The sequence below is a fragment of the Roseivirga sp. UBA1976 genome, assembly GCF_002336325.1.
GTDB classification, from domain to species: domain Bacteria; phylum Bacteroidota; class Bacteroidia; order Cytophagales; family Cyclobacteriaceae; genus Roseivirga; species Roseivirga thermotolerans.
Genome location: NZ_DDDQ01000154.1, coordinates 1 through 24,809 on the forward strand (window position 1 = coordinate 1; position 24,809 = coordinate 24,809).

A 24,809-nucleotide genomic window follows, 5' to 3' on the forward strand; every position below is an offset into this window, starting at 1 on the left:
ATAGTAGTTGCTTGGAAGATCTCCTGAAAGAAAGATGTCGAATGAGCAAGTATAGTTTTTATGAAATGTTTGTAGCTGTTGAGAATTGATTGAATTGATATCTGAAGGATAGAGGCGGTAGCCATAGGGATGGTCTTTGAAAAGGGCATTCCTAAGGTTTATTGAGGAAGTATAACTTCCCTTTTGCATATTCAGTTTAAGCCTGTTTTGCTCTTTTTCTTTGAGTGTATTTAGTGCCTGATCGTGAAATGAGCTTTCATATATGATGTCGCTAAGAAGGCCTATGTTCTCATTGAAATGCTTTTTGAGACCATAGATTGAGATAGAAGAGTGGTCGAAGCCGGGGGTTATTTCGACAAAGCTACCCAGTTCATCTATTTTCTCCGACAGTTGTGCTCCGCTGTATCTATTTGTGCCTTCCAGGAGCATCTTGATGGCCAGTTGAACCTCAGCTGCATTTTGCGCATTAAGATTGCTTCCTTTTGTAAGTAACTCTATTCGAAATGCCTCTGTGTTTTTTTCAGGGTATGCATACAGGTTGCCTCCTCCGGGAAGGGAGAACTTTTCGATCGGTGGTAAAGATATTTTTTGAACTTGCTGAACCGAGGGGGCCTGAGTTCTGTCGAGCATATTAATTATCCTCCTTTTTCTTTGAGAAATTGATTATGGCACCAAACCGCAACGTTTCGGCCAATGGATGCTCTTGTAATTGTGGTACTAGATAGGAGAAGTTCAATTCGATCTTCTCCAGCTTGAAGCCAAGCCCGGCTGTGAAATACTTTCTATTTCCTTTGTTTTCGTGTTCGTAGAAGTAACCGGTTCTGAGGGCAAATTTTTCATTGTATTCGTATTCGGCACCAATTGAAAACATTATTTCTTGCAGCTCTTCATTGAATCCTCCGGGGGCATCTCCGAACGAACTAAAAATTCCATCCAAAAGGCCTTTATCTCTATGTGATCCATCGGGTTGTGGGGTTGGAACCATCAGCTTACTGACATCTAAGGCAATAGTAATTTTATTGTAGGGGTCCAGGAATGAAGAAAGTGCAGTACCTAACCGCAAGGTGGTAGGTATGAAGTCTTCTTCATCAGCACTATTGTACGAAATCTTGGAGCCTATATTGGTAATGGTGGCTCCGTAAGATATTTGAGACTGTTTGTTTAATACCGTTAATTGTGTTCTGTAGTATACTCCAATGTCGGCTGCAATACTGGTTCCTGGTTTAGGGTCAGAAACAGGGCTGGTGGTAATATTGCCTGAGAGATTGGAGAGTATGTACTTACCGGTTACGCCAAGGCTAAGGTTGTCGCTTAGTTTACGTGAATAACTTGCGGCAATGGAGAACTCCCTTGGAGTGAAACTTCCTATGGGTTGTCCGGCTCCATTGGTTAATTCTATATCGCCAAGATTGAAGTAGGTAAGTGCTACACCAAAGGCTTGTTCATCATCTATTTTTTTAAAACCGGAGAGGTAGGAGAGCGACATATCGTCTACATATTTTTTTAACCATGGGGTGAAGGTGATGCCGAGTCCTGAGTTTTGGTTTATTTGGGATAGTTTGGCCGGATTCCAAAATGTGGCATTAAGATCTGGGTTGGTAGCTACACCAACGTCTCCCATGGCTCCTGATACAGGGTCTGGAGCAATGGTGAGAAAAGGTACGGCTGTTCCAATTACATTTCTATCTGTATCCTGGCCACTTATGTTTCCTGAGTTTTGTCCAAAGGTATTGAGAGTGATGTAGGAGAGGAGTATGGTGAAGATGAAAATCCTATGTTGCATGAATTTTTTGTTCAAAGATAGTACGTAATAGTTAATTTGAAATTATGAGTTTTCTGCGTACAAAGTCGCTTTTTCCCGTTGTTTTTGAAACTATTTTGAGTGTATAAAAGTAAATGCCGGCATTTAGTCGTTGTTGGTTATTGTCTTTTCCGTTCCAGTTTATCTCTAATGTAGCTTCTGCACTGAGCACTTCTTGTTCTATTCGGTGTACAGGTTTGCCTTGATTACTGATAATATCAACACTTACCAGAAGGTTTTCCTGTACCAATTTGTGAGTTACTTTAAAAAAGGTTTCCTCTATAAACGGATTCGGATAGGATTTTATTTCTGTGATGTACGATGAATTCTCCATTACCTCAAACTCCAGGTATTCAACGGCTGCATTTCCGTGTGAGTCTCTTGCTCTTACTTCTATGCGGTGTTTGCCTTCTGGAAGACCTTGCAACAAAGTGGTTGCCATACCACGCCCCGCTTTGTCTGGCAGAGTGGTGAAGGTTTCTCCCAGGTCAATCTGTAGTGTGTCATTAAGAATGAGCATTAAGTTTTGACCCAGTACGGCATTGGAAATGTTTATACCGGTTTGGTCTCTAAGCTTTACAATGGCTAAAACATCAGGGTCGAAGGGACTCTGAGGGGGTGCCAGGGTATCATTGAGGAAAATTCTGATTTCAGGGGGGGCGGTATCTGTGACCGGACTGGGGTGTGTGCCACCAAGCGTAAAGGAAAGAGTGCTACCTAAAGCCTCTTGATGGTTGGTTTTTGCATAGGCCTGAATTTTTCCATGGCCGAAAGAGTAGTCGATGTTTTTAGGGATTGTAAAATTTATGGTAAAATGGCCAGCTTCTACTGTGGCTTCTCCTCTAAATAATACCCGGTCTCTTTCCTTATATTCGAAAGGAGCATTTTCTGAACCAAGGGTAATTTTCGGTTGGGTCTTGTCTAATAGTTCTATGGTCGCTATTCCGTTAAAGTTGGGGGCAACAGAACCATTGGAGATAATTCGGCCACGAACTTGAATCGGTTGAAGCGCCCTTAGTGTATCTGTTTCAGAGGGTTCTTTTCCATTTATGTGTGTTATTTCTACCTGATTCTGAGGATATGCAAGCCTCATGCTTGGGTCGCCAAGGAGGATGAAGTTTCGGTTTAGGCTTCCTTGTAGTGAATTATTTTTAGTGAATTTGATGACATCCCCGAGTCGTTGGTACTCTCCGTTGTTTTGTTTGAGCATGGAACCGTAAAGAGCTTTGTTCAGGCGATAATTGGTGCTGGAAAATACAGGCCGGGCGGTTGTTAAGAGTCCAATAGCTCCACCGGTGTTTTTAAAAATCAATCGTTCCGCTCCCGATTCTGTATTAGGATCGTCATTTCGTCCGAACTCGCAAGTGGCAGTAATCAGAAAAGGCATTTTGTAGGTATTTCGCCACTGATCTATATGATTGAATGTGAGTATGCGTTCTTGGGTCCAACCAAATTCAGCACCATGACCTGTAAAGTTGATGAACAGTTTTCCCTGGTTTACGGCATCGAGTAATGCTTTTTCTGCAGCCGGAGAAAACTCGCCATTAGGCTTTCTTTCCTGTTCGAATGCATCGAGATAGAACTTGTTTACCCGAAATTGATGATAAGTAGTGTCTACCAGAGTGGCGAGCTGATCGGCATCGCGCTGGTGAATATTTCTGTCTCCATCGTCTGCAACAAAGAGAATTTTACTTTTCCAGTTGCCCATAGTGTTTGGATGGGTATGGTATAGAATGATTTTATCTATAGCTTTTTTGGCCTGATCGTAGTTGCGTGCAGGTATGCGTCCTATACCAATGTCTAGTTGATGATCTCCTGATGTAGACTCCTCCCAGAAGCCCTCGTCATTATCCAAAAAGCCAAAGAAATCGTCTGAGGAATAAGACAATAGCGGGTGTATGGAGTTTCTCGACTCATAAGTGGGTACGAGGTTGGTATTGTCTGATACTCTGTTTTTATAATCAAATGAGCCTTTTCCCAAAAAGAGCACATACTTTAAGTTGCCCTGATCGTATTTGTGTCTAATGAAATCGCGAATGGCCACAATATCCTGGCGGCCGCTGCTAAACTCATTGTAGATTTGTGAGGTTGAAGCTACTTGAACGCTCATAAGGTCGTGCGTTCTTCTAAATGTAGCTAAACGCTCGGCCTGTGGTATTAAACTCTCATGAGTAACAATTAAAAAGTCGACCGGAGGGGTTGCTCTGAGGTTTTGACTAGCTATGGACTTAAACTGAAGGGGCTCTGGTAAACTTGATGGATTAAAAACCTGATATGTAGCTTGTTCTTCTGCAAAAGCTCCAAACTGGGCTTGGTTGTTCGATCGGCTGAATTCCTGAATAGCAATATTGGATGGGTCCGAAATATTCCAAATGACCAGATCGTTGCCTGAAGTTTCTAACTGATATGTAACTAAGCCCGAATAGTCGGGGGTGAACCGGAGTGTTTTCTGCTCAGTTTGGAATGCAGCTTTTGCCTCTACCTCTACAAGGTATTTATCTAAATAGGCTACGGCATTGCCTGAGCTATTTCTGTCATAGGAGAAACTAACTTCTAAAGCATCAGAACTGAGTAGATTTAACGGAATAGAGAAGCTGTTCTGCTGGATATTGCCTTTTATGGTGTATTGTGAGTTGGGTATGGCATTGAAGTTCATTTGTCCGACTTCCGATCCATTCACTTTTATGGAGGCTTGGGTAGTGGTAAAGGCCTGTGCCACAAGGCTTGCATGAATTGTGGCCTGGGTTGCTTCCGCTAAACCGGCTAGGCTATGCTGGAAGGAGATTGGAACGGAGGTAATGCTTTCGCCAAGCCATTCTCTACCGGAAGACAGCAGGTTAATTAGGTCATTTTCATGATAAAACAGATACCTGGATTGAGTGATTTTTTGATGGTCGGTGCCTAGGTTGGGAGTCTGTCGAGCCCTTTTTCCGGCAGAAGGTTTATGTGTAAGGAAATAAAATACACTGTCTGAATAGAGATTTTTTTCTACCTGAAATGTTTCCGTAGTGCCATCGTAGATGGTTTTGTGGGGTGAATCTACATAGAACAGGATAAAATCGTTTTCGTTGAACACACCATCGTTTGCTCCCGACACCACTATGGCGTTTTCAGTGAGGTCAATCGGTCGTTGGTCGCTGTTAGATTGAGGGAGCATGCCTCCCGGATTTCCGTAAACGGCCAATTGGCGAGGGTCTATGCTTTCCGGAGAAAAGCCCATTTCGCGCAGTTTGTTCCATGAGATTTTATATACACCGGGAGAGGTAAAGCCCATCTTCACCCAGTGCCCTTCGGCCAAAACACTGGCTTGCTGGGCATGCAGTCTAGGCTGCATGAAACAGAGGAGCGCAATAAGAAGGTGTTTGGCTTTCAATACTTTAAGTTGCTGATTTATAACGTTTAAACTTTGTGGGTTGTATTTTCGGAGCTTTTAAAATTAACGGTGAGCGACAGCAGCAAATAAAGCATCATTAGGTAAGGAGCCGAGTCGAACCTAAACACGGCTACCAAGGGTATAGTTGAAAGTAGTAGTGTATATTTCTCCCAATTATGCCTAAAAGCAAATCCTTTGAATTTTAATGAGATCATTTTCATGGGGCTTACCATAAGAAATGAAAAAAATACGGCCAGTACTATGAACCAATAGCTTGCTTCATGAAGGGTTTGCCCAAAGTAGCTCGATTGATTGTATATAACTATGGGGAGTGCGGAAACAAACAGTCCATGGGCCGTAGTAGAAATGCCCTTAAAAACGGCACTTTGATTATCTGAGATATTGAAAATGGCCAGTCGTATGGCCGAACAAACGGGAACTAGTAAAATGAGATATCCCCAACCTTCTATCGGGAAATAGGATGCATATATAAAGGTGGGGAGCACCCCAAATGTGACCAAATCGGCTAGTGAATCGAGCTGCACACCGAATTTTGAAGGCACCTTAAGCGCTCTTGCCAAAGCACCATCGAGCAAGTCGCAAAAGGCAGCTGCAAAAACAAAGTAGTGCACTTTGGGTTCACTGCCCTCCGGGGCGGAAAGTATATGTTCTATAGCCAAAACCCCAAGGACCAGGTTGGTTAGCGTAAACAGGTTAGGTATGTTTTTTATAATCCATTTCATTGGATGGCGCAAAAAGGGTTGTACTTCTTTTCGTGACTAATGGTGGTGGGAATGCCGTGACCTGGATACACCAGAGTTTCATCATTTAACTTAAAGAATTTCTCCCGAATACTGGCAATTAAGGTGTCGTAATTCCCTCCCGGTAAATCAGTTCTGCCAATGCTTTCATGGAACAGAACATCTCCACCAATAAGAAATCCGTCCTTCCGGTTATAAAAAGCTATGTGTCCGGGGGCGTGTCCGGGTACAAAAAGTACTTCGAGTTGGCCACTGCCCACCTCTACGGTATCGCCTTCTTTAAGGAAGAAATCCGGTTGCGAGGGGGTATACTTTTGAAAGCCGTAGCTTGGTGCATAGGCTTCTACCGATCTGAGCGTATCAAGATCGTTTTCTCCAATGTAGAGTGGGGCGTTAAATTGACGCATAGCAAACGCATTACCCAATACATGGTCTATGTGGCCATGTGTATTCAATATTTTTTCTATGTGAATGGATTCTCGTTCTATGTAGCTAACCAGTTGAGATTCTTCGGCCGGATCGAAGCATCCCGGGTCAATAATAACTCCTTTGCCCTCTTCATATACCACATAGGTGTTTTCCATAAAAGGGTTGAACGTGAATGTTTTTACGTGCATACTTTAACCGTTTAAAAGCTCTAAATTTCACCGTTTATTCAAGAGTTATCAAGAATACTTCGATAATTTCGCTGCATGAGGGTGGACTATCTTGTGGTTGGAGCCGGGATTGCCGGTAGTGTATTAGCAAGACAACTCTTGGAGATGGGAAAACGAGTTATGGTTATCGATGAACCATCGCTTTCCAATAGTTCGAAAGTTGCAGGAGGGTTGTATAATCCCATTACGGGTAGAAAAATGGTTAAGACCTGGAATGGAGATGTGTTGTTTGAATATCTGGATGGCTTTTACCGGGAATGGGAAAACGACCTGGACGAGTCTTTTTTCTATAGTATTCCTATTTACAGGCCTTTCTTCTCTATAGAAGAACAAAATGAGTGGATGGCGAAGAGTATTGAGCCAGCCTATATCCCTTACATTGCCGGTATTAATCAAAAACCTTTTTGTGAAGATGAAGTGCAGAACCCTTATGGAGGAATTTTACTGAATAAATCAGGATACCTAGACACAGCTACTCTGTTGAAAAGTTTCAGAGCTTATTTAGTAAAGTCGGGCTTGCTTCTGGAAAGCCAATTCAACCCCAATAAGCTTCAAAAAATGGGAGGGAACTACACCTACGAAGGAATAGACTTTCGCCATTTGGTTTTTTGCGATGGTCACCTCTCAACCACCAATCCATGGTTCAGTTGGTTGCCATACCGGCCGGTGAAGGGGGAGTTACTTTTCATTAAATCTAGCGTTATGCCAAGGGTAATTTACAATAGAGGTGTATTTGTTATACCCTTGGGCAGTGGAATGTGTAAGTGTGGATCTACTTACGATCATGGCCAACTGGACGAAATTCCAACCATTGCCGCAAAAAGTGAGTTAATAGATCGTGTGAAGAGCCTGGTGAATTTTGACTTTGAGGTGATAGACCAGAAGGCAGGAATAAGGCCTGCCACAAAAGACCGAAAGCCTTTTGTTGGCAGGCATTTTGAAGAGAGAAATGTCTGGATTTTCAATGGGCTTGGAGCTAAGGGAGTGTCGTTGGCTCCATACTATGCAAGACAACTTGCATTACATATGGAAGAAAACGGAGCACTGGATGATGAAGTCAATATTGAAAGGTTTTTTTCGTTATTTTAAGAGTTTCTTCGACAACCACATATGGTTATAAAGTATTCCAAAACATACCCGCTTCTATTTGTGCTTTTCACTGTGCTGTTTGTGGTGAATGAGGCACAAGCACAAGCCTTCAGAGAGAAATTTGGTAAGAATAGAATTCAGTACAAGTATTTCGACTGGAGTTATTTTGCCTCAGAAAACTTTGAGGTGTATTATTACGAAGGCGGGCAGGGGTTGGCTCGAAAAACCATTGAATATCTCGAAAGTGAGTTTAACAGGATAACTGAAACCATTGGTTACCCGCCTTATGCCAAAATCAGAATCTTTCTTTACAACTCTGTGGCAGACAAACAGCAGAGCAATGTGGGGGTAAATGCCGGAGATTTTACGGTTGGTGGAGAAACCGAGTTTGTACAATCTCAGGTAGAGTTGGCTTATTCAGGCGACTACAGTTCTTTTAAGAAGAAGGCATTATACAGTATCACCGAGATGCTGATAGAAGAAATGTTGTATGGTGGCAACATTGCAGAAATGTTCCAAAGCTCTTTCACCAACCCCATTCCGGTTTGGTTTACAGGCGGTATAGCCAAATATGTGGCCTACGGATGGGATAAAGAATCGGACGATGCGGTAAGAGAATATGTTTCTACCACCTCAGAGGATAAGTTTATTCGCTTGAGTGCTGAAATGAACAGACTCCTGGGGCAGTCTATCTGGAACTATATTGCTCAGAAATACGGACAGCGCAGTATTTCCAACATTCTAAACCTTGCCCGAATTATTCGGAACGAAGAAAACAGTATTGAGCGTACTCTTGGAGTACCCTACGAACAGTTTATGAACGAGTGGCGCATTTTTTATAACAACGCCAACATTCAGCTTAAAGAGAATAACTATTCTGCTCCCGATCCCGGTACCAAGGTTTCAGGTAAAAATAAAAACGAAGACCGCTACACATCAGTGAAGTTTAGTCCTGATGGTCGTTTTTTGGCCTATGCAGCGACCAATGAGGGACAGTTTAAAGTAAGGGTACGAAATATGACCAATAATGAGGAGCGGGAGATATTTAAAGGAGGACTTAAGCTAATCGATCAGGAAGTTTACACACACTATCCTATCCTCAGCTGGGCCGACACTACCACACTGGGTATTGTTTATGCTGAAAATGGCGCAAATGTTTTGGCTGTAAAGCGATTGGGCGAAAAAGGAGAGCAGAAGCTTAAGATACCTCTTTTGGGTATTATTCAGAGCTTTGATTTTAAAGATGGAGGACGACTTGCGGTAATGACCGGCTCAATCAATGATGTTTCTAATGCCTATGTATACAATCTTGTAAGAGGTCAGGTAAGGAAAATAAGTGACGATCGTTTTGACGAACGAGATATAAGTTTTTTTGAGGGGTCGAATCAGGTGGTTTTTTCTTCAAACCGATCTACTGATAGTGTTTTTGTATCCGGCCCCGACAGTCTGGAACATGTAATGGGTAACCAGTTCAACTTATATACCTATGACATCGACTACCCCGACAGCTCATTTAAACAGCTTACTAATAGCCTGGCTATTAATGAACAACCCAAAGCTTTTGGTGGCCACACTGTGGTATTTGTAAGCGACCAACAAGGGATTAAAAATCTTTACTCATACAGTCTGCAAGATTCCACCACAAGGCAGCTTACTAGTTTTGTTTATAGTATTAAAACCTATGACTATCACCCTCAGAGTGGGCAGTTGGCCTTTGTGTCTAATCTGGAAGGAAAAGAAGCTGTGTTTTCACAATCTATTGATTTGACTCAGAGCATTTTTACCCCCGTTACTCCCCGAAGGGCTTTGGAGGTAGCAAAGATTATGGCTCAAAGAAGAAGAGAGAGGTTGGGAGAGCAATATAATAAGTTGGATTCTGTGCGAAATGCCGGCCCGTTGGTGCCTCAGAATGTAAGGTCTCCTTTGCAGCAGTTAGATTCCCTCAAAGAAGGAGCTATTAATACGGAAGAATATGAATTTAAGATAGAGTCTAAAGTCAATACCAAAGACTATCAGTTTGAGAAGCCTTCAGAAGACCCAACGGTGAGTAGCCGGTCTTTTTTGAGTATATACCAGAACACGCGGTCTACAGATAAAATACAAGGGCCGGCACCTTATGAAAACCGTTTTCAGACGGACAATCTGGTGACATCTTTTGTAATTGATCAGTTACGATCATTTAGCCAGCTCATGGAAATCCAAATGAATGATTACTTACAAAACCATCGGTTCAAAGGTAGTTTGCTGGTGCCGTTGAGCTTCAATCAGGGATATGACATATCTGGTGAGTACGAATATCTCAAAGACCGACTCGACTACAGTGTGAAATACTACCGCAAGAGCATCGTACGAATCGATCCGCAGCGTTTCTTGAATCAACGGTTCAATCTAAGCACTTTTAGTGTGGGAGCCAGCTATCCGTTCAGCCATAAGTTGCGCGTAGACTTTAACCCCTTCTTCGCTCAAACCAACTACATAGACAGAGATATACGTTTACTTATACCAAGTAATAATCCCTCCCAGTTCGTTTCGGAGAGTACAGCAACATATGGAGGCTTTAATACCTCTTTGGTATTTGACAACAGCGTGGTGGTGGGAACTAACCTTCACCAGGGAACTCGTGCAAAGGTGAGGTTTGAGTCTTTTCTGAAAATGAATTCTGAAGCTGTAAGCTTCAGTAATGTACAAGTAGACCTAAGACACTACTTTAGAGTGAACAAGGGGATATACCTTGCCGGTCGATTCTTCTATGGATCGTATTTTGGCAATGCACCTAAGAAGTATTTGTTGGGTGGAGTAGATAACTGGGCCTTTAACAGTACCGAATCTTCGAATGCCGAAGTTAATCCGTTGGACTTCCAGACCTTGTTCGATAATAGCGATGTGCTGTTCCATCAGTTTACGAACCTTAGAGGTTACAACTACAACACATTTCAGGGTAAGAATGTAATGACCTTTTCAGGGGAAATACGTTTCCCAATCAACCAATTGCTTACCAATTCAGAGCTTAAGTCCAACTTTTTGAGGAACCTTCAGGTTATTGGATACTATGACATAGGTTCGGCCTGGGACGACCTTTCTCCGTTTAAGCCCAAGAACAATCTGAATATTGAGGAAATCAGGAATGAAGGTTCTCCGTTTACTGCCGTAATCAACAATTTTTCAAACCCATGGTTGCAAAGTACCGGGGTGGGGGTAAGAACCATGTTGTTTGGTTTCTTTAGCCGAATAGACTTTTCGTTCCCAATACGCAATTTTGAAATGCTCAACCCTAAACTGCAACTGTCTTTTGGCTACGACTTTTAGTTTATTAGAAGTCAATTAACCTATTTTTGTGCATTAATTAGAAAGCATGCTAAAGTCAATGACCGGCTACGGCCGCACCAAAGGTACCGTTAAAGGCTATCAGGTAGATGTTGAAATTCGAACGCTGAACTCTAAGTTTCTCGATGTTCAACTTAAAGTTCCACGCCTGTTTCAAAGCAAAGAACTGGAGATTCGTTCCTTACTTTCCGAAGGTCTTACCCGGGGTAAACTGGCCGTGACCATAGACATGGTTCAGGATGCAGAAGCCGATAGCTCTAACCAGGTCAACCATGAATTGTTTAAGAAGTATTACAAGGAGTTTGAGGCTTTGGCAAAGGAGGTAAATGCCAACCAATCCGATCTTTTTCGTTTGGCTTTGCATAGCCCCGATGTAATGAATGGATCTGCTTTAGATGAAGAAGAACTTGAAGAACAGTGGAAGGGAGTAAAAAAGTTATTGGCCGAGGCCATAGTGTCTTGTAATAACTTTAGGCAGCAGGAGGGTGCAAGTTTGGCTGCCGAGCTTGCCAACTACATAGATAGTATTGGTAGTTTTCTGGAACAGGTGAAAGCACTGGATCCCGAGAGAGCAGAAGCCATACGCGAACGGATACTGAAGCATCAGAAAGAGATAGAAAGCTCCGATGAATTTGATAAAAATCGGTTTGAACAGGAAATGATCTACTATATCGAGAAGCTTGATATTTCTGAAGAACTGGTTCGGCTGAGTAACCACCTCAGTTACTTTAAGGAAGTAATGGGCGAGAGTGACTCGCAAGGGAAAAAACTGGGTTTCATAAGCCAGGAGATTGGTCGCGAGATAAATACTATAGGCTCAAAGGCTAACTATGCACCTATTCAGAAGTTAGTGGTTGGAATGAAAGACGAGCTGGAGAAGATTAAAGAACAGTTACTCAACATTATATAGTTTTTTCAGCCTAACAAAAGGGGCCTTCAGGTACTTCTTTTGCTTTCCGAATACTTCTGTGTTTTTACTTGAGGGCCTGACACTGCTTTTTGTGAGTTTTTTGCGGATTGCCCCGGTAATGCGAGAACCTGGGATATTGTCCTCATATTACCGGAGCGTTGCTTAATCTTTTATTTAAGTACAAAGTGTATAAACATGGACATTCTTGATTTAACAGGATTGCCGCGTTGAAGCCCTGGATTCCATTTGGGCGACATCTCAAGCACGCGTTTGGCTTCTTCATCACAGCCGCCACCAATTTCGCGAAGTACTTGCACGTCAGATATATTACCCTCTTTATCTACCACAAAGCTCAGAAGTACTTTGCCCTCAATCCCTGATCGTTTGGCAAACTTAGGGTAGTTCAGGTTCTTTTTAAGAAACTTGATCCAAGCTTCTTGACCACCGGGAAAGCTGGCGTTAGTTTCTGCAATGACAATTTCATCATTAGTTACTTCATCTTCCTGTTTGGTAAAGACGAAGTCCTCCATTAGGTCTTCTTCATTGTTTAGGTCAATAATAGGATCTTCCAGCTCGGGAAGGTCAATTTTATTCTCTACCTCAATGAGTTTTATAACCTGTGGTACCTTAGGAGGTTTGGGCTGTTCAAATTCCGTAGGAGGAATTACCGGATCTTCGAATACTTGGTTCTCATTGAGTACAATGATTTCCGGTTCTACAGTGGCCTTAATCTGAAAGGCTGAGAATACGAGCAGAAGGCTGCAACAGAGACCTATGCTAAAGAAAAGGCTGGTTTTTCTCGCATAGTCGATAGATTTGTTCTTCTTGAGTTCCATACTAACTAATTTTATAGTATTAAAACTAATAAATTAGTTAATCACATCAAAGAAAAAGCCCACTCATTTGTGGGCTTATTATTTACTTCAGTTTAAATACTATTCTGAATTGCATTCTGGACTTTACGGGTCTACCTCTTTGTTTTCCAGGGTTCCATTTTGGAGACTCTTTAAGTACTCGAACGGCTTCTTCGTCACATCCACCGCCAATACCTCTCATTACCTGAATGTCTGAAATGTTTCCTTCTTTATCTACAATGAATGAAAGGAAAACGGCACCTTCAATACCCATTCTTTTTGCTTGACGCGGGTACTCAAGGTTTTTATTCAGATACTTATACCATTCAGCATCTCCACCAGGGAAAGAAGCTTGCTCTTCTACAATCATGAATACCTGATCGGCTTCTTCTTCTTCTGGTTCTTCTTCGAAAACAATTTCTTCTACTTCTGTTTCCTCAGTGATTTCCACATCTAAGTCAATCTCAATTTCTTCTTCGATTTCCTCTTCATCAGGGATTTCGATAATCTGAGGTTGCTTGATTGGAGGAGGAGGTGGTGGTGGCTGCTCGGTAGGAGGTATCTCAGTCAATTCCTCAAAATCATCCGGAGCCATACCTAGATCCATTAGCTCACCTTCTTCATATTGTTTCCATTCGAAGGCGGCCAAAGTGATCGAAAGGCTCAAGATGAGGCCAAGTGCCATAAACATGGTGGCCTTTCTGTTAACGTCCGCCTTTGGACTCTTCTTTAATTCCATAACACTGTTTAGTTAGATTCTAAAACTATAATATTAGTTTTTCAAACGCAAGCTTATTTTTGATAAAAATCATAAAAACAATCACGCCAAACAAGGCTCCCAGAAAATTTGCCAACAAATCGTAAATATCTGCCATTCGGCCAGGTATCCATTGCTGGAGAATTTCTAGAATTGCACCGAAAACTAAGCATATAGTTAACGATAGCTTCTTGTAATCTGTTTCCTTGCTTTCCAGTTTTCCTTGCAGCTGATAACCAGACAGTACAAGAATACTGAATATGAAAAACACCCCTAAGTGGGCTAATTTGTCATATGAGAGAAGTTTAGACTCTGGAAAGGAGTCTTGAGGCAGCAGCATTAAAACGGCCACAATGGTACCCCAAACTCTGGCAGGCCATAGTGCATAGGGCCTCCAACGTTCCAGCATCTTAACCTCCTATATGTGCTTTGTAGTCATCGGCCGACAGCAGACCATCTAATTCCGATGGGTCAGACAATTTTATCTTAATCATCCAGCCATCTTCGTATGGACTTTCGTTTACCTTTTCCGGGGAGTCGTCCAGGTCTTCGTTTACGGCAATTATTTCACCGCTTACAGGCATAAACAGGTCTGAAACTGTTTTTACAGCTTCTACTGTGCCAAAGACCTCGTTGGTATCGATGGTCTCTCCTTCGGTTTCAATTTCTACATAAACAATATCACCCAATTCGCCTTGGGCAAAGTCTGTGATACCTACGGTAACCTCATCACCGTCAACCTTAACCCATTCGTGGTCTTTTGTGTACTTTAAGTTTGCAGGAACGTTCATATGGTCAATTCTCAATTTGCACCAAAATTACATGCTTTCATGAGAATTGCAGGCTTTATTGTGACAAACTAAACTGAATTCTTCCACCAAAGGTAGTGCGGGCGTTTAGGAAGCTTGTAGACACTCTTGGGTCATTAATATTCTTGTCGAAATAGAAGGTGACTAGCAGGGCCTCACTAATCTTGTAGTCTACGGTTGGGTTTAGTCGGAAAACCCTAATACCATCAGTTATTATCGGTTCTTCTCCAATTCTACGTTGCACCACCTTGCGGTCGCTTATGTTCATTGTGAGGTTAAACCGCAGCTCATTGGGGAGCGATTCATTGCGCCCATTAATTCTGAAAGGAATTTGAACTCCTGTACGGGCAAAGTTTACAGTAAGTCTAAAGGCCTTATTGGTCATTTCTGTTACTTGTATGTTAGACAGGTTCAGGGCCAGGTTTCTTTCCCTGTCATAGTTCAGGTTGAATCCCCAACTTGACTTTGTTCTCAGGTTAATGCCAATGAATGGAGCCATTCTTTCGGTGAGTACAACCTGTTGGGCAAGATATACGGGAACCAGGTCTCCGTTTTCGTTCAATTCTGAGGCCAGCCCGGCTTCTCTCAGGTTGTTGTCTAAGGTGAGCCCAGAAGTATAAAGGGGGGAGTTGACAAAATTGGAGACATCGTATTTGCTACTGTATGCATGAGAAATAGAAACGGTGCTAAACACCTCATTGATGGTCGGTATTTTTGACAGGCCGTTGTATTGCAAACTCCAGTTGGGTATGGGCCACTTGGGAAATGGGCTTGTGTCGGTTTTATCGGGCGACTGCCCACTGTAGGCTGCAACGAAGGCAGGAATAACCACTTCCTGAGAGTTAATTCCATACTCTCCGTTGTTGTTCAGTCCATCGAGTCTTTGTTTAATACTGCTTCTGTATGCTTCAAAGTTTTGAAAGAGGGGAGAGCTGTTGTCGGTATTATCCTTATCAAAGGCTGTTTTTATCATTAAGAAGGAGATGCCGTAGGTTCCTGTTCGGTTTGGGTTAATGCTAATGAAACTGTCGGTATCGGGGTCGTTGCGGAATATTTCCTGATAGTTTTCTGTAAAGCTCTTTCGGCCTGAAAGGGTTACCCTAAAGTCTTGGAAGGGCTCAACCAGAGCTTCGTAGCTGAATTGAGTAGCCCGGTTTTGCTGGAAGGGATTCGTTAGAAACTCGCTTGGAGCATACAGGTTGTTCGAAGCCAGCACATGCCGGATGTCATTGTCTTGAGAACCAAGTATGAAGCCCAGTCCCGGATTTTCGAAATCACGGTCTAGCCCAAACAGGTAAACATCTGGCATGTAGCCCGGTAGTACGGTTCCTTCGCCTTGAGAATAACTAAAGTTTATGCTTCTCAGTGCCATTAAAGTTCTTAGGAAACCCTTGGTTAGGGGTATGTCTGCCAGGCTTTTTCTAGCCGAGGTATCGGCCGCAGCATTTCTGCCGGTTGGCCGTGTCCGGCTTCTCGAAGGAGAGTTTATCTTTCTGAGCACCCCAATGTTATTGTATAGTTTTACAAGATCTATTTTGCCCGAAAGTCCAATTTCGCGGGTGTTGTTGGCCAGGTTGCCCAATGTATCTCGCTGCCCAATGGCACCGGCTTTCCAATTGAAGTTGGTGGTGTAGCTCAGGTCGGAGTTAATCCAGTTGGTTGCCGGAAGTTTATCGAACGGCAGCGTGTAGGTGCTACGTATGTTGTGAGTATAGTTTTTAATTCGCCCCAACTTCTTAAAGTTGGTGAGTACAGAGTCTCGTTTCACTTCTGTGTCTATATCACCTTCAGGCTCATCAATAATAGCATTTACTCTTGCCGTATAGTCGAGGGTGAGTCGTTGCGCAAGATCCCAGTTTACGGCATAGGTTCTGTCGAAAGTGAATGACTTTTCATAATAAGGGTCAATGCCATCTGTACCCAGGTCGGCATTTCTCAGTTGGGTTTTTAGAAAACTTCGGTTTACGTCTCCATTAATGGAAATGGAGGTAGGAATCGGGTTGAAGTTGAAGTCTTTGATTAGTTGTAGCCATTTGGAGTCGAAAAGGCTTACGTTTTGAAAAGGAGCAATGTTGAGGGCTTTGGGTTTGTAGTTATAGTTGACCGCACCACGGTAGTTTCTAAAATCGTAAAGAGCGGTGTTGATGTTGCTGCGAGTTATTTCATTGTAGGCATACGTAAAGCTAAAGTTTTCGATAGCCCAGGGCAGGTTAAGACGATTTTCTCCGGTAGCTCGTTTTCTTACGTTGGAGAAATTGAAGCTTCTTCTTTTAGATATGTCTATTACTTTATTAAGGTAGTCGTCTCTTTCTTGTTCTTCTTCAAAACTGTCCAGAACATCTTCCAGTGGTAAATCAGGATCCAGAGGGTCGAATTGAGGTACCGATCGGGCATGTTCAACACTAAAAAAGGCAGGTATTTCGAGTTCCCAGTCTTCCGGGAAAAACTTGTGTAGGGCCACACTGGTAGAAATATCGTAGGCGGTAGTTTTCTCGCGGTTTCTTTCCGATACCTTGTCCGATATCCCGCCAAAACCTATGGAAGAATGAGCAAAGCTTGCGCTCAGGTTGCCCAGGTCGGCCAATTGAGCATCTAGTCGGGCATTGGCCGCCCAACCCGATTTTGAGTCGAAGTCGGTAACTCTTAGCTCATTGGCCCACAGATAGAACGATTTGGGTTCTGCATCGGGCGAGCTTGGGTTTCTTACACCAATCATTAGGGTTTGCACTGAGCTCATGTCAGGGCGACCCACTACTGTAACATTGTATTTACCTACTGTTTGGGTGAAGGGCAGGTTGAGGTTGGCATTTTGCCTGTTTCTTGCCGCTTTTACTTCATACAACCTGTCAAACGCTATATCTATCTCATTAGCTTCGGGCCAAATTTGTTCGGGCGATAGTTCTCCCGGTTGTGTCATGGTGAGCGGGACCTCTATCTCATAGTAATTCTCTGTAAAATCGGTTCCCAATCGTAAAAAAGCAGTCACTTCTCCAGGCTGTAAGTCGTCTGGGCTATCGGCATGTAAAAACATCTTTATTCGACCATAGTTGATCATGTCTTGTGTTACCGTTTTGTATACAGCTCTTGCATCGCGATCCCGAAGGTTTTCCACTTGGAGTTGTAGCGACTGTTCATTACGCCTTCTTTCAATGGTAGAGGTGTTGTCTCTGTCTCTTCGAATACCGGGAGGCAGTACATAAGGCGGACGCCCATCGGCCGGTTGGCTGTTTTCTTCAATACTTACTACACCTACAGTAAACTTGGCATCGGAAGGTTCAGGAATTTCGAAAAGGCCTTTTTCGTACAGACTTTCCTGAAAGGTTCTCCATTGGCTGCCCACCATTCGGAAATTCACAAACCGTAAAACCACTGGCTCGCTAAATTCGGTGAGGTAGGTTCTTATATAGCGAATGGATTTGAATCCGTTAATATTGCCTTGTACACGATCGGGCTTTCTCACCGGAATTCGGAAGAGGTACCAACTCACCTGATCTCCATTTACCTCGTTGGTTACTTTATCTACAATATTGTTTTTTCCTACCTGAAACTGCCCGGGCTTAATGTCAATAGCATATTCATAGTACTCCTCTAAATCGGCCAGTGTATTGTCTCTGTTTAGGTCTTCATTGTCGGGTAGGTTAGAGTTGGAGGGGGTAAAATTAAGGTTGCCCGTAGAAACGGGGCTATTGCCTTCCATGCCGTTAAAGTTTTTATAGCGGGCCAGTATTTTTACATCGGCAGCGTCAAGCTCATCGCTAAGGTAATATTGAAAATTGTCTCCGGAGGGGTCGTTCTGAAGGGCTTGTCTAATGGAAGGGTCCACGTTTACTGAGCTTAAGAAGTCACTGAAAAATTCAGCCTCTTCGCTAGACTTGAGACCATCGAGCCCAACATCCTGATTGGCCCTGGCTCCCTGGCTGTTGTCGAAAGCCGGATTAAGGTAAGGCTGGTTGGTTACCCTTCCCCATTCGTTAACAATCACGTTGTCATTGGTTATTTGCCCATCGGCTGGTAGACCTTGTTCAAAAGCATGTCTTTCATCGCGCATCAGGTCTTCAGAGATACTGCCCAGGTTTATAAACATCTTTCCACCTGTAGTGTTGGCCTTTGCCGGATTGATTCCATCATCGATTAACCCCCGAGGGTTTTGAGGTGTGTTGTTGCTCACATTTATAAAGGGGTCCATCATCCAGAATTCGATGTACTCAATGTTGGTTTTGTCAAAGTCTACCTCGTTGGTAATGGCGCGTACTATGGCCCCAAAGTTCTTCTCCGGTTCAGGTAGCGAGCCATCCCGTTGTAGGTTGGGGTTGTAGTTGTACATGCCTCTTTCAGCGGGGTAGTAGGCAATATCGAACGAAGGCTCATTGACCACGATTTGCTGAGGATCTCTTTTAATCACTTCCGTTTGGCCTACTGATCGTACGTAGTGGTTTTGTAGGTCTTCGGGAGTAATATTCTGAGGTCTGTTTCTGCCGGAGGATCGGTAAAAAACGTTGTCTATAGTATACCAGGCAATTTTTGCTCTTCTATAGTTAGTGCCCAGACGTGTACCGGCCTGGTTGGAAAGATCGAACTTGTTGTCATCGGTCTTTGGGGTAGAGCCCAGTTTCCAGCTTTGCGCATTGCTTAAACTAAAGGGAGTTACGGTTGCCTCAAAGTCATCGATATACGATGTGCTGGTGCCGTCTACTTCGTTGGAAGTGCCCGGAAACAGTTGGGCAAACTCTCCTCGCAAGGTAATTTTAGATGGTGCTTTTGTGTCAATAAAGGGTAGGGCATCAACCATCCGTGTGAGGAAGCGCGAATTGGCACTGTAATTAAAGTCAAGCCCCACCATGGTGTTGCTTACCGGTTCGTTACCGATATTCACTCTGGTGAGTTGGGGGCGTTCGTTGAGGTGAAGCAAAGTAAGTCCCACGTTGGTTTTGTCATTTACCACGTAGTCTAATCGGGTACCTAGGAGGTTGCGGGCCTGAAAGCTAAACAGGTCGGCTTTTTCGTAAGACACACGAATTTTTTTTCCGGAATTGAGTATGAGTGGATTAATGATGGTGACTTTTCCCTGCACATAGTCTACTGTGTAGTCGGTACCTTCTACCAACGGGGTACCTCCGGCAGTCACCACTACACTGCCTTCAGCCACCTGAAAGGCATTGAGGTTGATTTCGTTGGTAGAGCCTGACTGTAGGCTACCTTTTATAAAGTACTTATTGAGTCTTGATACCAGTTGAGCATCGGCACGGGTGGTTCTGTATAGGGTGTCGAAGACATACTTTTCTTTGAGAAACTGCTCTGAATCTAAAAACTGACTTTCCAGTCGCTGACCAAAAGGTTCCAGGTAAGGAAATATAATATAGCCTCTTTCCGGATTGATGGTAACTCCCTCCACATAGTCGAAATTTCCGTCTTTTTGTAGGTCGCCATTTTGGTTCAGCCGGTCCAGTCCCATAATCTCAATTAGTGGAATATCTTTAGTGCGCTGTCCCTCATGTAAACTCGGGTTATCTATTCCAGTGTTATCATCGCGGTAAATTACTCTTAACTGGAAGGACTGGCGATCTACTCCTGCAGCATTCAGGTTGTAAATGTTCTTCATCATAAGGTCCCAGGTAGGTACCCTCGTATTAATTTTGCTGGGGCGCAAGAGTTTGAGGAAAATGACGTCATCTTCCGATCTTCCCTGATAGTCTTCAGTAAGTTCTCCCACTTTGTAGCGTCTGCCTTGGTAGTTGTATTCGAATGACACAGCCAACACTTCGTCATTCTGTAATTGTCTGGTGAGTGAAATAAAGCCTAGTTCTCGGTTAAAGTAATACTCAGAAGGATCTAACTTCCGGGCACCGGTTACTCTCTCAAAGTCCTGTCCTTTTTCTAGTCCATGCTGCCCTTCCAGTATGGAACTAATCTGATCTGGTCTTCTGAGATTGGGATTCGCTAACAGGTTCTCAAACAGGTTGTTGGCTGCGTTGCTGGTAGGGCTGCCGCTATTCCCGTTGCCCACAAAACTATTTCCTTGCTGAAATATCACATCGCCTTCACCCAGGTCCATAAAAGCGGCAAAGTTTCTAAGGGTTTGTGTGTTGTTCGTTCGGTTGAGAACATAAACTTCTAATCGGCTTATTTGTAGCCCTGAGATGACTGTTGGGATGCTTCTGAGCCAATTCTGAAAGTTCTTTCTGAAAAAATGCCCCAGAAAGAAGTGTCTGTTTTCATCGTAGTCACTGGCGCGAATCTGAAATTCATTGCGCTGTACACCTCCTTCTATCTCAATAGACTCGGAGGTTCCTCTTTGCGAAGCGGCAAGAGCGGTTACATAGAGTCTTCCAAACTGAAGCTGCGTTTTGAACCCAAACAGGTTTTGAGCCCCGGCAATCAGGCTATTGTCAATGGGCAGACTTACGTTACCAATTTCCATGCTTTTAACGATGTCCGATTCCAGCCCCGAGAAATCTACCTTAAGCTCGTTTTCGAAGTCGAATGAGTTGTTGTTGTCAAAATTGGCATTCATTCGCAGTTTGGTGCCAATGGTGCCATCGAGCGACATCTGAATATTTTGGTTGAACTCAAAGGTTCCGTTGCGTTGCTGCCTGATAGGGATGGCGGGGTTGTCTACACGCTGAAACCTGCCGCCAAAATCGAGCTGAACGGTTCCGTTGGTATTAATGAGAATTTGGTCGCCACCAAAGAGCCGGTCGAAGAAGGGGTTTAGGGCAATGGGAGGGATGAGACGCCCTCTGTTACTAACGGCACTTTCTCCATCGCGCGCTTTAGAGCGCTCCATTAGAAACTCTTTATTACCCTGTTCTATTTTCTTTCGGAGGGCTTGATTGAAAGGTACATAGGCTGGGGGGCGAATAAACTGATTGTCGAGTTTTTCGGATACGATAATGTTTTTACTCGTGTCTACCTGATATTGCCTGTTATAAAACCCTGCATTATTAAAGAGCAAAGGCGAGTTGAGCGGACGTCTGTATAGCGGGTCTCCAAAAGGGTATCTTGGTCTAAAAAGTGGGTAGGGGGAAGGGGTGTACCTGGTAGTGTCTTGTACCGAACGGGTGCTGTCCTGACGCTGAGCATAAACTGATTTAGGCGCGAGAAGGCCTTGTACCATCAGGCCAAAAAATAAGAGAAATAATATTTTGTGCTGTTTGCCGATCAAGACCTCAGAAATACCTCAAGCCGCTTTGAGGGCTAGTTTTATCAATTGTTCCAGGCTAATATCTCCTGTCTGCTCCTTTAAAATTTTGTCAATGCTCTTTTGTGCGGCCGCCTTGGCAATGCCCAAGGTTACTAACGCTGCGAGAGCCTCATTTCTTATGGCGCCTTTAGAAGAAGATGGAATGTTTATCAGGTCGCCAGCATTGGCCGCTTTACCAATTTTGTCTTTAAGCTCTAAAATAATGCGCTGAGCGGTTTTTGCTCCTATACCTTTTACCGCTTGAATAGTTCGTACATCTTCTCCAAGTATGGCCTGTTCCACCTCTTCGGGGCTAAGAGAAGATAATACCATTAAGCCGGTCGATGGTCCTACTCCTGAAATAGAGATAAGGTGCATGAAAATGCTCTTTTCATGTGGGTCGGCAAATCCAAAAAGAGTTTGGGCATCTTCCTTTACATGAAAGTAGGTAAACAACTGAATGTTCTCCTTGTCTTTAATTCGGGAAAAGGTGTTTAGTGAAATCTTTACTTCATAGCCCACACCTTGTATATCTATAATTACATAGGTGGGATCTTGAAAAGCAAGTTTACCTTTTAAGTAAGCAAACATAGTGGAGGTAGTCTTATGAAAAACAAAAATGGCAAGTTACCCTTGCCATTCCTAAAATTAATAAGATTCCTCAATTCAACCCTAAGGTTGTTGTGTTTCTATTAGGTTGTTCTGAAGGTGGTGAGTAGGGATTCCATTTCTCGAATGAGTTCTCTGTGACTTTCATTCGGATGAATTACGAAACCTTCGATGTAGTAAAGTTTACCTTTGGCTTCGTCTACAAAGGTGTAGCTCACAAAAGTACCTCCCACGGAGAAGTTGTTGGTTTTCCATGCACCGCGCATTTCTACGGTGTATTTATCTCTGAAGTTTATGTTTCGGAAAACAGGCTTCATGTAATTGGTTTCCGTAATCATATAAGACTCAGGATTTTCAGGGTCTCCATAGATGTACTTTTTTGCGATCTCATTTCTCAGAGCAATAATGTTCTCTTGCTTAAACTCATCTTGTGAGGTATAGTCTTTGGTATAAACGAACAGATTTTTACTCGGACCTACGGCTGGTAAATAACGGGCCCACATAAAATCATCTTCTAGCATGGCCAATTCGTAACTGGCAGGGATTTTAATGCTCACTCCCAACTGATCGATGACCTTATTCACAATATTTCGTGAAGCTACTGACATTTGGAGTTTGTCCGCCAGACGCTCTTTCTCCGCTATATTGAAATAGTTTTGAATGAGCTGGGCGTTTTCCCGAATGTTTTTAGCAAGGGTTTTATCGTCTTTACCAAAGAGTTGAAGTACTTTTTGATTTTTGGCAAATTGATTGTCAGAAGTTTGCATAAACCGGTCGGGGTTATTGAAAATAGTTTCTTTCGAACTCTCACTAAAGGTGGCTTGCAGCCACTTGTCGGCCGCAGATTGGCCTTCATAGCTCACTACATATACCAGGTTTCGCGCAATCTTAAATATACGGTTGAATTCAAAGGGTTCGATAACCCGAATGGTAAACATGGGTTCTGAACGAGAAAGCCCTGGAACCGGCTCTCTGAATACCTCCTTTATAGCCTCGCCAAGTTCTGCATCGTATTTGTTTTTATTCATTACGACAACAATCTCACCGGGCTCCCCAGAGGCCTCCGGAAGAAAATTCTCATTTTTGGCAGTGGCATTGCCCTCAGCATCTACATTGGCTCCTTCTTTTCTTTGGTTACAGGCCACGGTGAGCAGTGCTGTAAAAACGAGTATTGCGTATAGTCTTTTCATAGCGCTCTAATTAGTTGTTTTGAAGGAAATGAATTCTGCCTGTATTAACAAGATAAATCTACTAAAAGTTTAGTTGTTAATTTGGCTAACCTATTCTGAGCTTCATGCCGGGCTTAATGGAGTTGCCTTTTAAGTTGTTGAGCTCCTTAATCCGGTCTATGCTCAGGCCTTTATACATACGAGAAATATCCCAAAGGGTGTCACCCGGTTGCACTACATGCAGTTTGGAATCAGGGATGGGCTGATCGCGTTGATTGGCCGTAACAGAGGAGGCATCGTAGAAATCGGGGCCAATAAAAATATCGAGGCGCTGGCCCACCCGAATGAGTGAACCTCTTATGTTGTTCCAGCTTTTTAGGTCTTCCAGCCGTACGTTGTGTTTGCGGGCAATTGTTCCCAGAACATCGCCACTTTTTACCCGATATACTACCTTTTCTTTGCCAAACGTACTGCCTGGCATATTCTTGGCAATTTTTTCGAACTCCACTTTATCGGCCTCTGCTTTGGCTAAAATAGATTCTTTGTGGGTTTGGAAGTAGCGCGATTGATAACGCGGTATTCTAAGCTCAAAGTTTTTGAGATTGGCCGGAATGGCCCCCTTTTTAATGGCCGGATTCAACCGTTCTATCTCCTCTATGTCAATTCTACCTTCATCGGCTAAAGTTTTCAGGTAAACAAACTGATTGGTTTTTACTACATCGTAGTCTACAGGATAGAGTATCTCGGTGGGGTATATGTTGTGCACATCGGCATATTCCATTGCGTACAGTATGGCGGCAAACTGGGGTACGTAAGAGCGTGTTTCTCTTGGCAGGTAGTTGTAAACCTCCCAGAAGTCTTCTTTGTGTCCTGCTCTTCTCATGGCTCTCCAAACATTGCCAATGCCGCTGTTGTATGCGGCCAGGGTCATCTTCCAGTCTTTAAAAATACCGTAGAGCCAGGCAATATACTTGCAGGCAGCTTCTGTAGATTTTTCCGGGTCCATTCGCTCATCAATGTACCAGTCGATGTGTAAACCCTGCTCTCGAGCGGTTGGAGACATGAATTGCCAAAGGCCTACGGCCTGAGGACCTGAAACTGCTTTTGGGTTGAGGCCTGCTTCAATTATGGGTAAATATTTGAGTTCCTGAGGCAGGTTGTACTTGGCCAGGTATTTCTCAAAAATGGGGAAGTAGACTTCTTTTCTCCGCAGCATTTCGCGGGTGTAATCCCGATCGCGAACCGTAAAGTAGTTGATGAAGGCATGCACACGATCGTTAAAGGCAATGTCAATTTCAAGATCTAGCTCGTTGTACCTTCTTTCTATTTCTTCATAAGGAAGATCAGGCGCATAATCATATACTTCATGAGGAGCCAACGCTTCTTGAGCAAAGGCTGTAACTGTGAAACATAGCAACAAAAAGACGCTAATCAACTTTCTCATAGACTGCTTTAACGCGAATTGTTTTGCTGGATTTTCGAAAATGCGAAAAGTTTTTCTTCCTCAAAAGCCGCTC

General features: G+C 43.3%; 16 protein-coding genes. 3 read left to right on the top strand and 13 right to left on the bottom strand.

Annotated elements, in window-relative coordinates; translation table 11 throughout:
* From B3763_RS15730 to B3763_RS15750, 5 genes are all read right to left on the bottom strand, one after another.
* On the bottom strand, positions 1-630 hold a 630-nt coding region (locus B3763_RS15730), incomplete at its 3' end, for a M16 family metallopeptidase (RefSeq protein ID WP_286747693.1).
* Between the two features lies 1 nt (position 631).
* Positions 632-1,783: a type IX secretion system outer membrane channel protein PorV gene (gene porV, locus B3763_RS15735; protein ID WP_189629303.1), complete on the bottom strand. Its 1,152-nt coding sequence runs from the start codon at positions 1,781-1,783 to the stop codon at positions 632-634.
* A gap of 31 nt (positions 1,784-1,814) precedes the next feature.
* Complete coding sequence (gene porU / locus B3763_RS15740; protein WP_286747695.1) at positions 1,815-5,135, bottom strand: type IX secretion system sortase PorU; 3,321 nt, start codon at positions 5,133-5,135, stop codon at positions 1,815-1,817.
* A 65-nt stretch (positions 5,136-5,200) separates the two neighbouring features.
* Positions 5,201-5,917, bottom strand: coding sequence for a CDP-alcohol phosphatidyltransferase family protein (locus B3763_RS15745; protein WP_286747697.1), 717 nt, complete (start codon positions 5,915-5,917; stop codon positions 5,201-5,203).
* The gene (locus tag B3763_RS15750; protein WP_229838550.1) at positions 5,914-6,552 is read right to left on the bottom strand and encodes an MBL fold metallo-hydrolase; all 639 of its coding nucleotides are present in this window, start codon (positions 6,550-6,552) and stop codon (positions 5,914-5,916) included. Before B3763_RS15750 ends, B3763_RS15745 begins: the two co-directional genes overlap by 4 nt.
* Before the next feature lie 75 nt (positions 6,553-6,627).
* On the opposite strand from B3763_RS15750, the gene B3763_RS15755 reads away from it, so the two are divergent.
* The 3 genes from B3763_RS15755 to B3763_RS15765 are packed head-to-tail and all read left to right on the top strand — an operon-like array spanning position 6,628 to position 11,914.
* Complete coding sequence (locus B3763_RS15755) at positions 6,628-7,680, top strand: NAD(P)/FAD-dependent oxidoreductase (RefSeq protein ID WP_286747700.1); 1,053 nt, start codon at positions 6,628-6,630, stop codon at positions 7,678-7,680.
* A gap of 21 nt (positions 7,681-7,701) precedes the next feature.
* On the top strand, positions 7,702-10,986 hold the full coding sequence (locus tag B3763_RS15760) for a hypothetical protein (RefSeq protein WP_286747702.1): 3,285 nt from the start codon (positions 7,702-7,704) through the stop codon (positions 10,984-10,986).
* 46 nt (positions 10,987-11,032) lie between these two features.
* Positions 11,033-11,914 (top strand): YicC/YloC family endoribonuclease, encoded by an 882-nt coding sequence (locus B3763_RS15765; RefSeq protein WP_189629308.1) that lies wholly within the window; start codon positions 11,033-11,035, stop codon positions 11,912-11,914.
* 170 nt (positions 11,915-12,084) lie between these two features.
* On the opposite strand, the gene B3763_RS15770 is transcribed toward B3763_RS15765, so the two are convergent.
* The 8 genes from B3763_RS15770 to B3763_RS15805 all read right to left on the bottom strand — a co-directional run bounded on the left by B3763_RS15770 (position 12,085) and on the right by B3763_RS15805 (position 24,736).
* The gene (locus B3763_RS15770) at positions 12,085-12,750 is read right to left on the bottom strand and encodes an energy transducer TonB (RefSeq protein WP_286747703.1); all 666 of its coding nucleotides are present in this window, start codon (positions 12,748-12,750) and stop codon (positions 12,085-12,087) included.
* Between the two features lie 82 nt (positions 12,751-12,832).
* Positions 12,833-13,507, bottom strand: a complete 675-nt coding sequence (locus B3763_RS15775) for an energy transducer TonB (protein WP_189629310.1) — start codon at positions 13,505-13,507, stop codon at positions 12,833-12,835.
* A 25-nt stretch (positions 13,508-13,532) separates the two neighbouring features.
* Positions 13,533-13,934, bottom strand: a complete 402-nt coding sequence (locus tag B3763_RS15780) for a VanZ family protein (protein ID WP_286747704.1) — start codon at positions 13,932-13,934, stop codon at positions 13,533-13,535.
* 1 nt (position 13,935) lies between these two features.
* Positions 13,936-14,316 (bottom strand): glycine cleavage system protein GcvH, encoded by a 381-nt coding sequence (gene gcvH, locus B3763_RS15785; protein WP_189629312.1) that lies wholly within the window; start codon positions 14,314-14,316, stop codon positions 13,936-13,938.
* A 55-nt stretch (positions 14,317-14,371) separates the two neighbouring features.
* Positions 14,372-21,448, bottom strand: coding sequence for a cell surface protein SprA (sprA, locus tag B3763_RS15790; RefSeq protein WP_286747705.1), 7,077 nt, complete (start codon positions 21,446-21,448; stop codon positions 14,372-14,374).
* Between the two features lie 63 nt (positions 21,449-21,511).
* Positions 21,512-22,105 (bottom strand): Holliday junction branch migration protein RuvA, encoded by a 594-nt coding sequence (ruvA, locus tag B3763_RS15795; RefSeq protein WP_286747706.1) that lies wholly within the window; start codon positions 22,103-22,105, stop codon positions 21,512-21,514.
* Positions 22,106-22,206: 101 nt separating this feature from the next.
* Complete coding sequence (locus B3763_RS15800; protein WP_189629315.1) at positions 22,207-23,313, bottom strand: DUF4837 family protein; 1,107 nt, start codon at positions 23,311-23,313, stop codon at positions 22,207-22,209.
* Between the two features lie 85 nt (positions 23,314-23,398).
* Positions 23,399-24,736 carry a lytic transglycosylase domain-containing protein gene (locus tag B3763_RS15805; RefSeq protein WP_286747709.1) on the bottom strand — a complete coding sequence of 446 codons (1,338 nt, stop codon included), beginning with the start codon at positions 24,734-24,736 and terminating at the stop codon, positions 23,399-23,401.
* Positions 24,737-24,809: the final 73 nt, after the last annotated feature.

Excerpts from the sequence above, each read along its gene's own strand:
- B3763_RS15760 (WP_286747702.1), top strand. The coding sequence starts at position 7,702 with ATGGTTATAAAGTATTCCAAAACATACCCGCTTCTATTTGTGCTTTTC.
- B3763_RS15755 (WP_286747700.1), top strand. The coding sequence starts at position 6,628 with ATGAGGGTGGACTATCTTGTGGTTGGAGCCGGGATTGCCGGTAGTGTA.
- ruvA (WP_286747706.1), bottom strand. The coding sequence starts at position 22,105 with ATGTTTGCTTACTTAAAAGGTAAACTTGCTTTTCAAGATCCCACCTAT.
- gcvH (WP_189629312.1), bottom strand. The coding sequence starts at position 14,316 with ATGAACGTTCCTGCAAACTTAAAGTACACAAAAGACCACGAATGGGTT.
- B3763_RS15750 (WP_229838550.1), bottom strand. The coding sequence starts at position 6,552 with ATGCACGTAAAAACATTCACGTTCAACCCTTTTATGGAAAACACCTAT.
- porU (WP_286747695.1), bottom strand. The coding sequence starts at position 5,135 with ATGCAGCCTAGACTGCATGCCCAGCAAGCCAGTGTTTTGGCCGAAGGG.
- porV (WP_189629303.1), bottom strand. The coding sequence starts at position 1,783 with ATGCAACATAGGATTTTCATCTTCACCATACTCCTCTCCTACATCACT.
- B3763_RS15775 (WP_189629310.1), bottom strand. The coding sequence starts at position 13,507 with ATGGAATTAAAGAAGAGTCCAAAGGCGGACGTTAACAGAAAGGCCACC.
- B3763_RS15770 (WP_286747703.1), bottom strand. The coding sequence starts at position 12,750 with ATGGAACTCAAGAAGAACAAATCTATCGACTATGCGAGAAAAACCAGC.
- B3763_RS15805 (WP_286747709.1), bottom strand. The coding sequence starts at position 24,736 with ATGAGAAAGTTGATTAGCGTCTTTTTGTTGCTATGTTTCACAGTTACA.
- B3763_RS15780 (WP_286747704.1), bottom strand. The coding sequence starts at position 13,934 with ATGCTGGAACGTTGGAGGCCCTATGCACTATGGCCTGCCAGAGTTTGG.
- B3763_RS15800 (WP_189629315.1), bottom strand. The coding sequence starts at position 23,313 with ATGAAAAGACTATACGCAATACTCGTTTTTACAGCACTGCTCACCGTG.
- B3763_RS15745 (WP_286747697.1), bottom strand. The coding sequence starts at position 5,917 with ATGAAATGGATTATAAAAAACATACCTAACCTGTTTACGCTAACCAAC.
- B3763_RS15765 (WP_189629308.1), top strand. The coding sequence starts at position 11,033 with ATGCTAAAGTCAATGACCGGCTACGGCCGCACCAAAGGTACCGTTAAA.
- sprA (WP_286747705.1), bottom strand. The coding sequence starts at position 21,448 with ATGGTACAAGGCCTTCTCGCGCCTAAATCAGTTTATGCTCAGCGTCAG.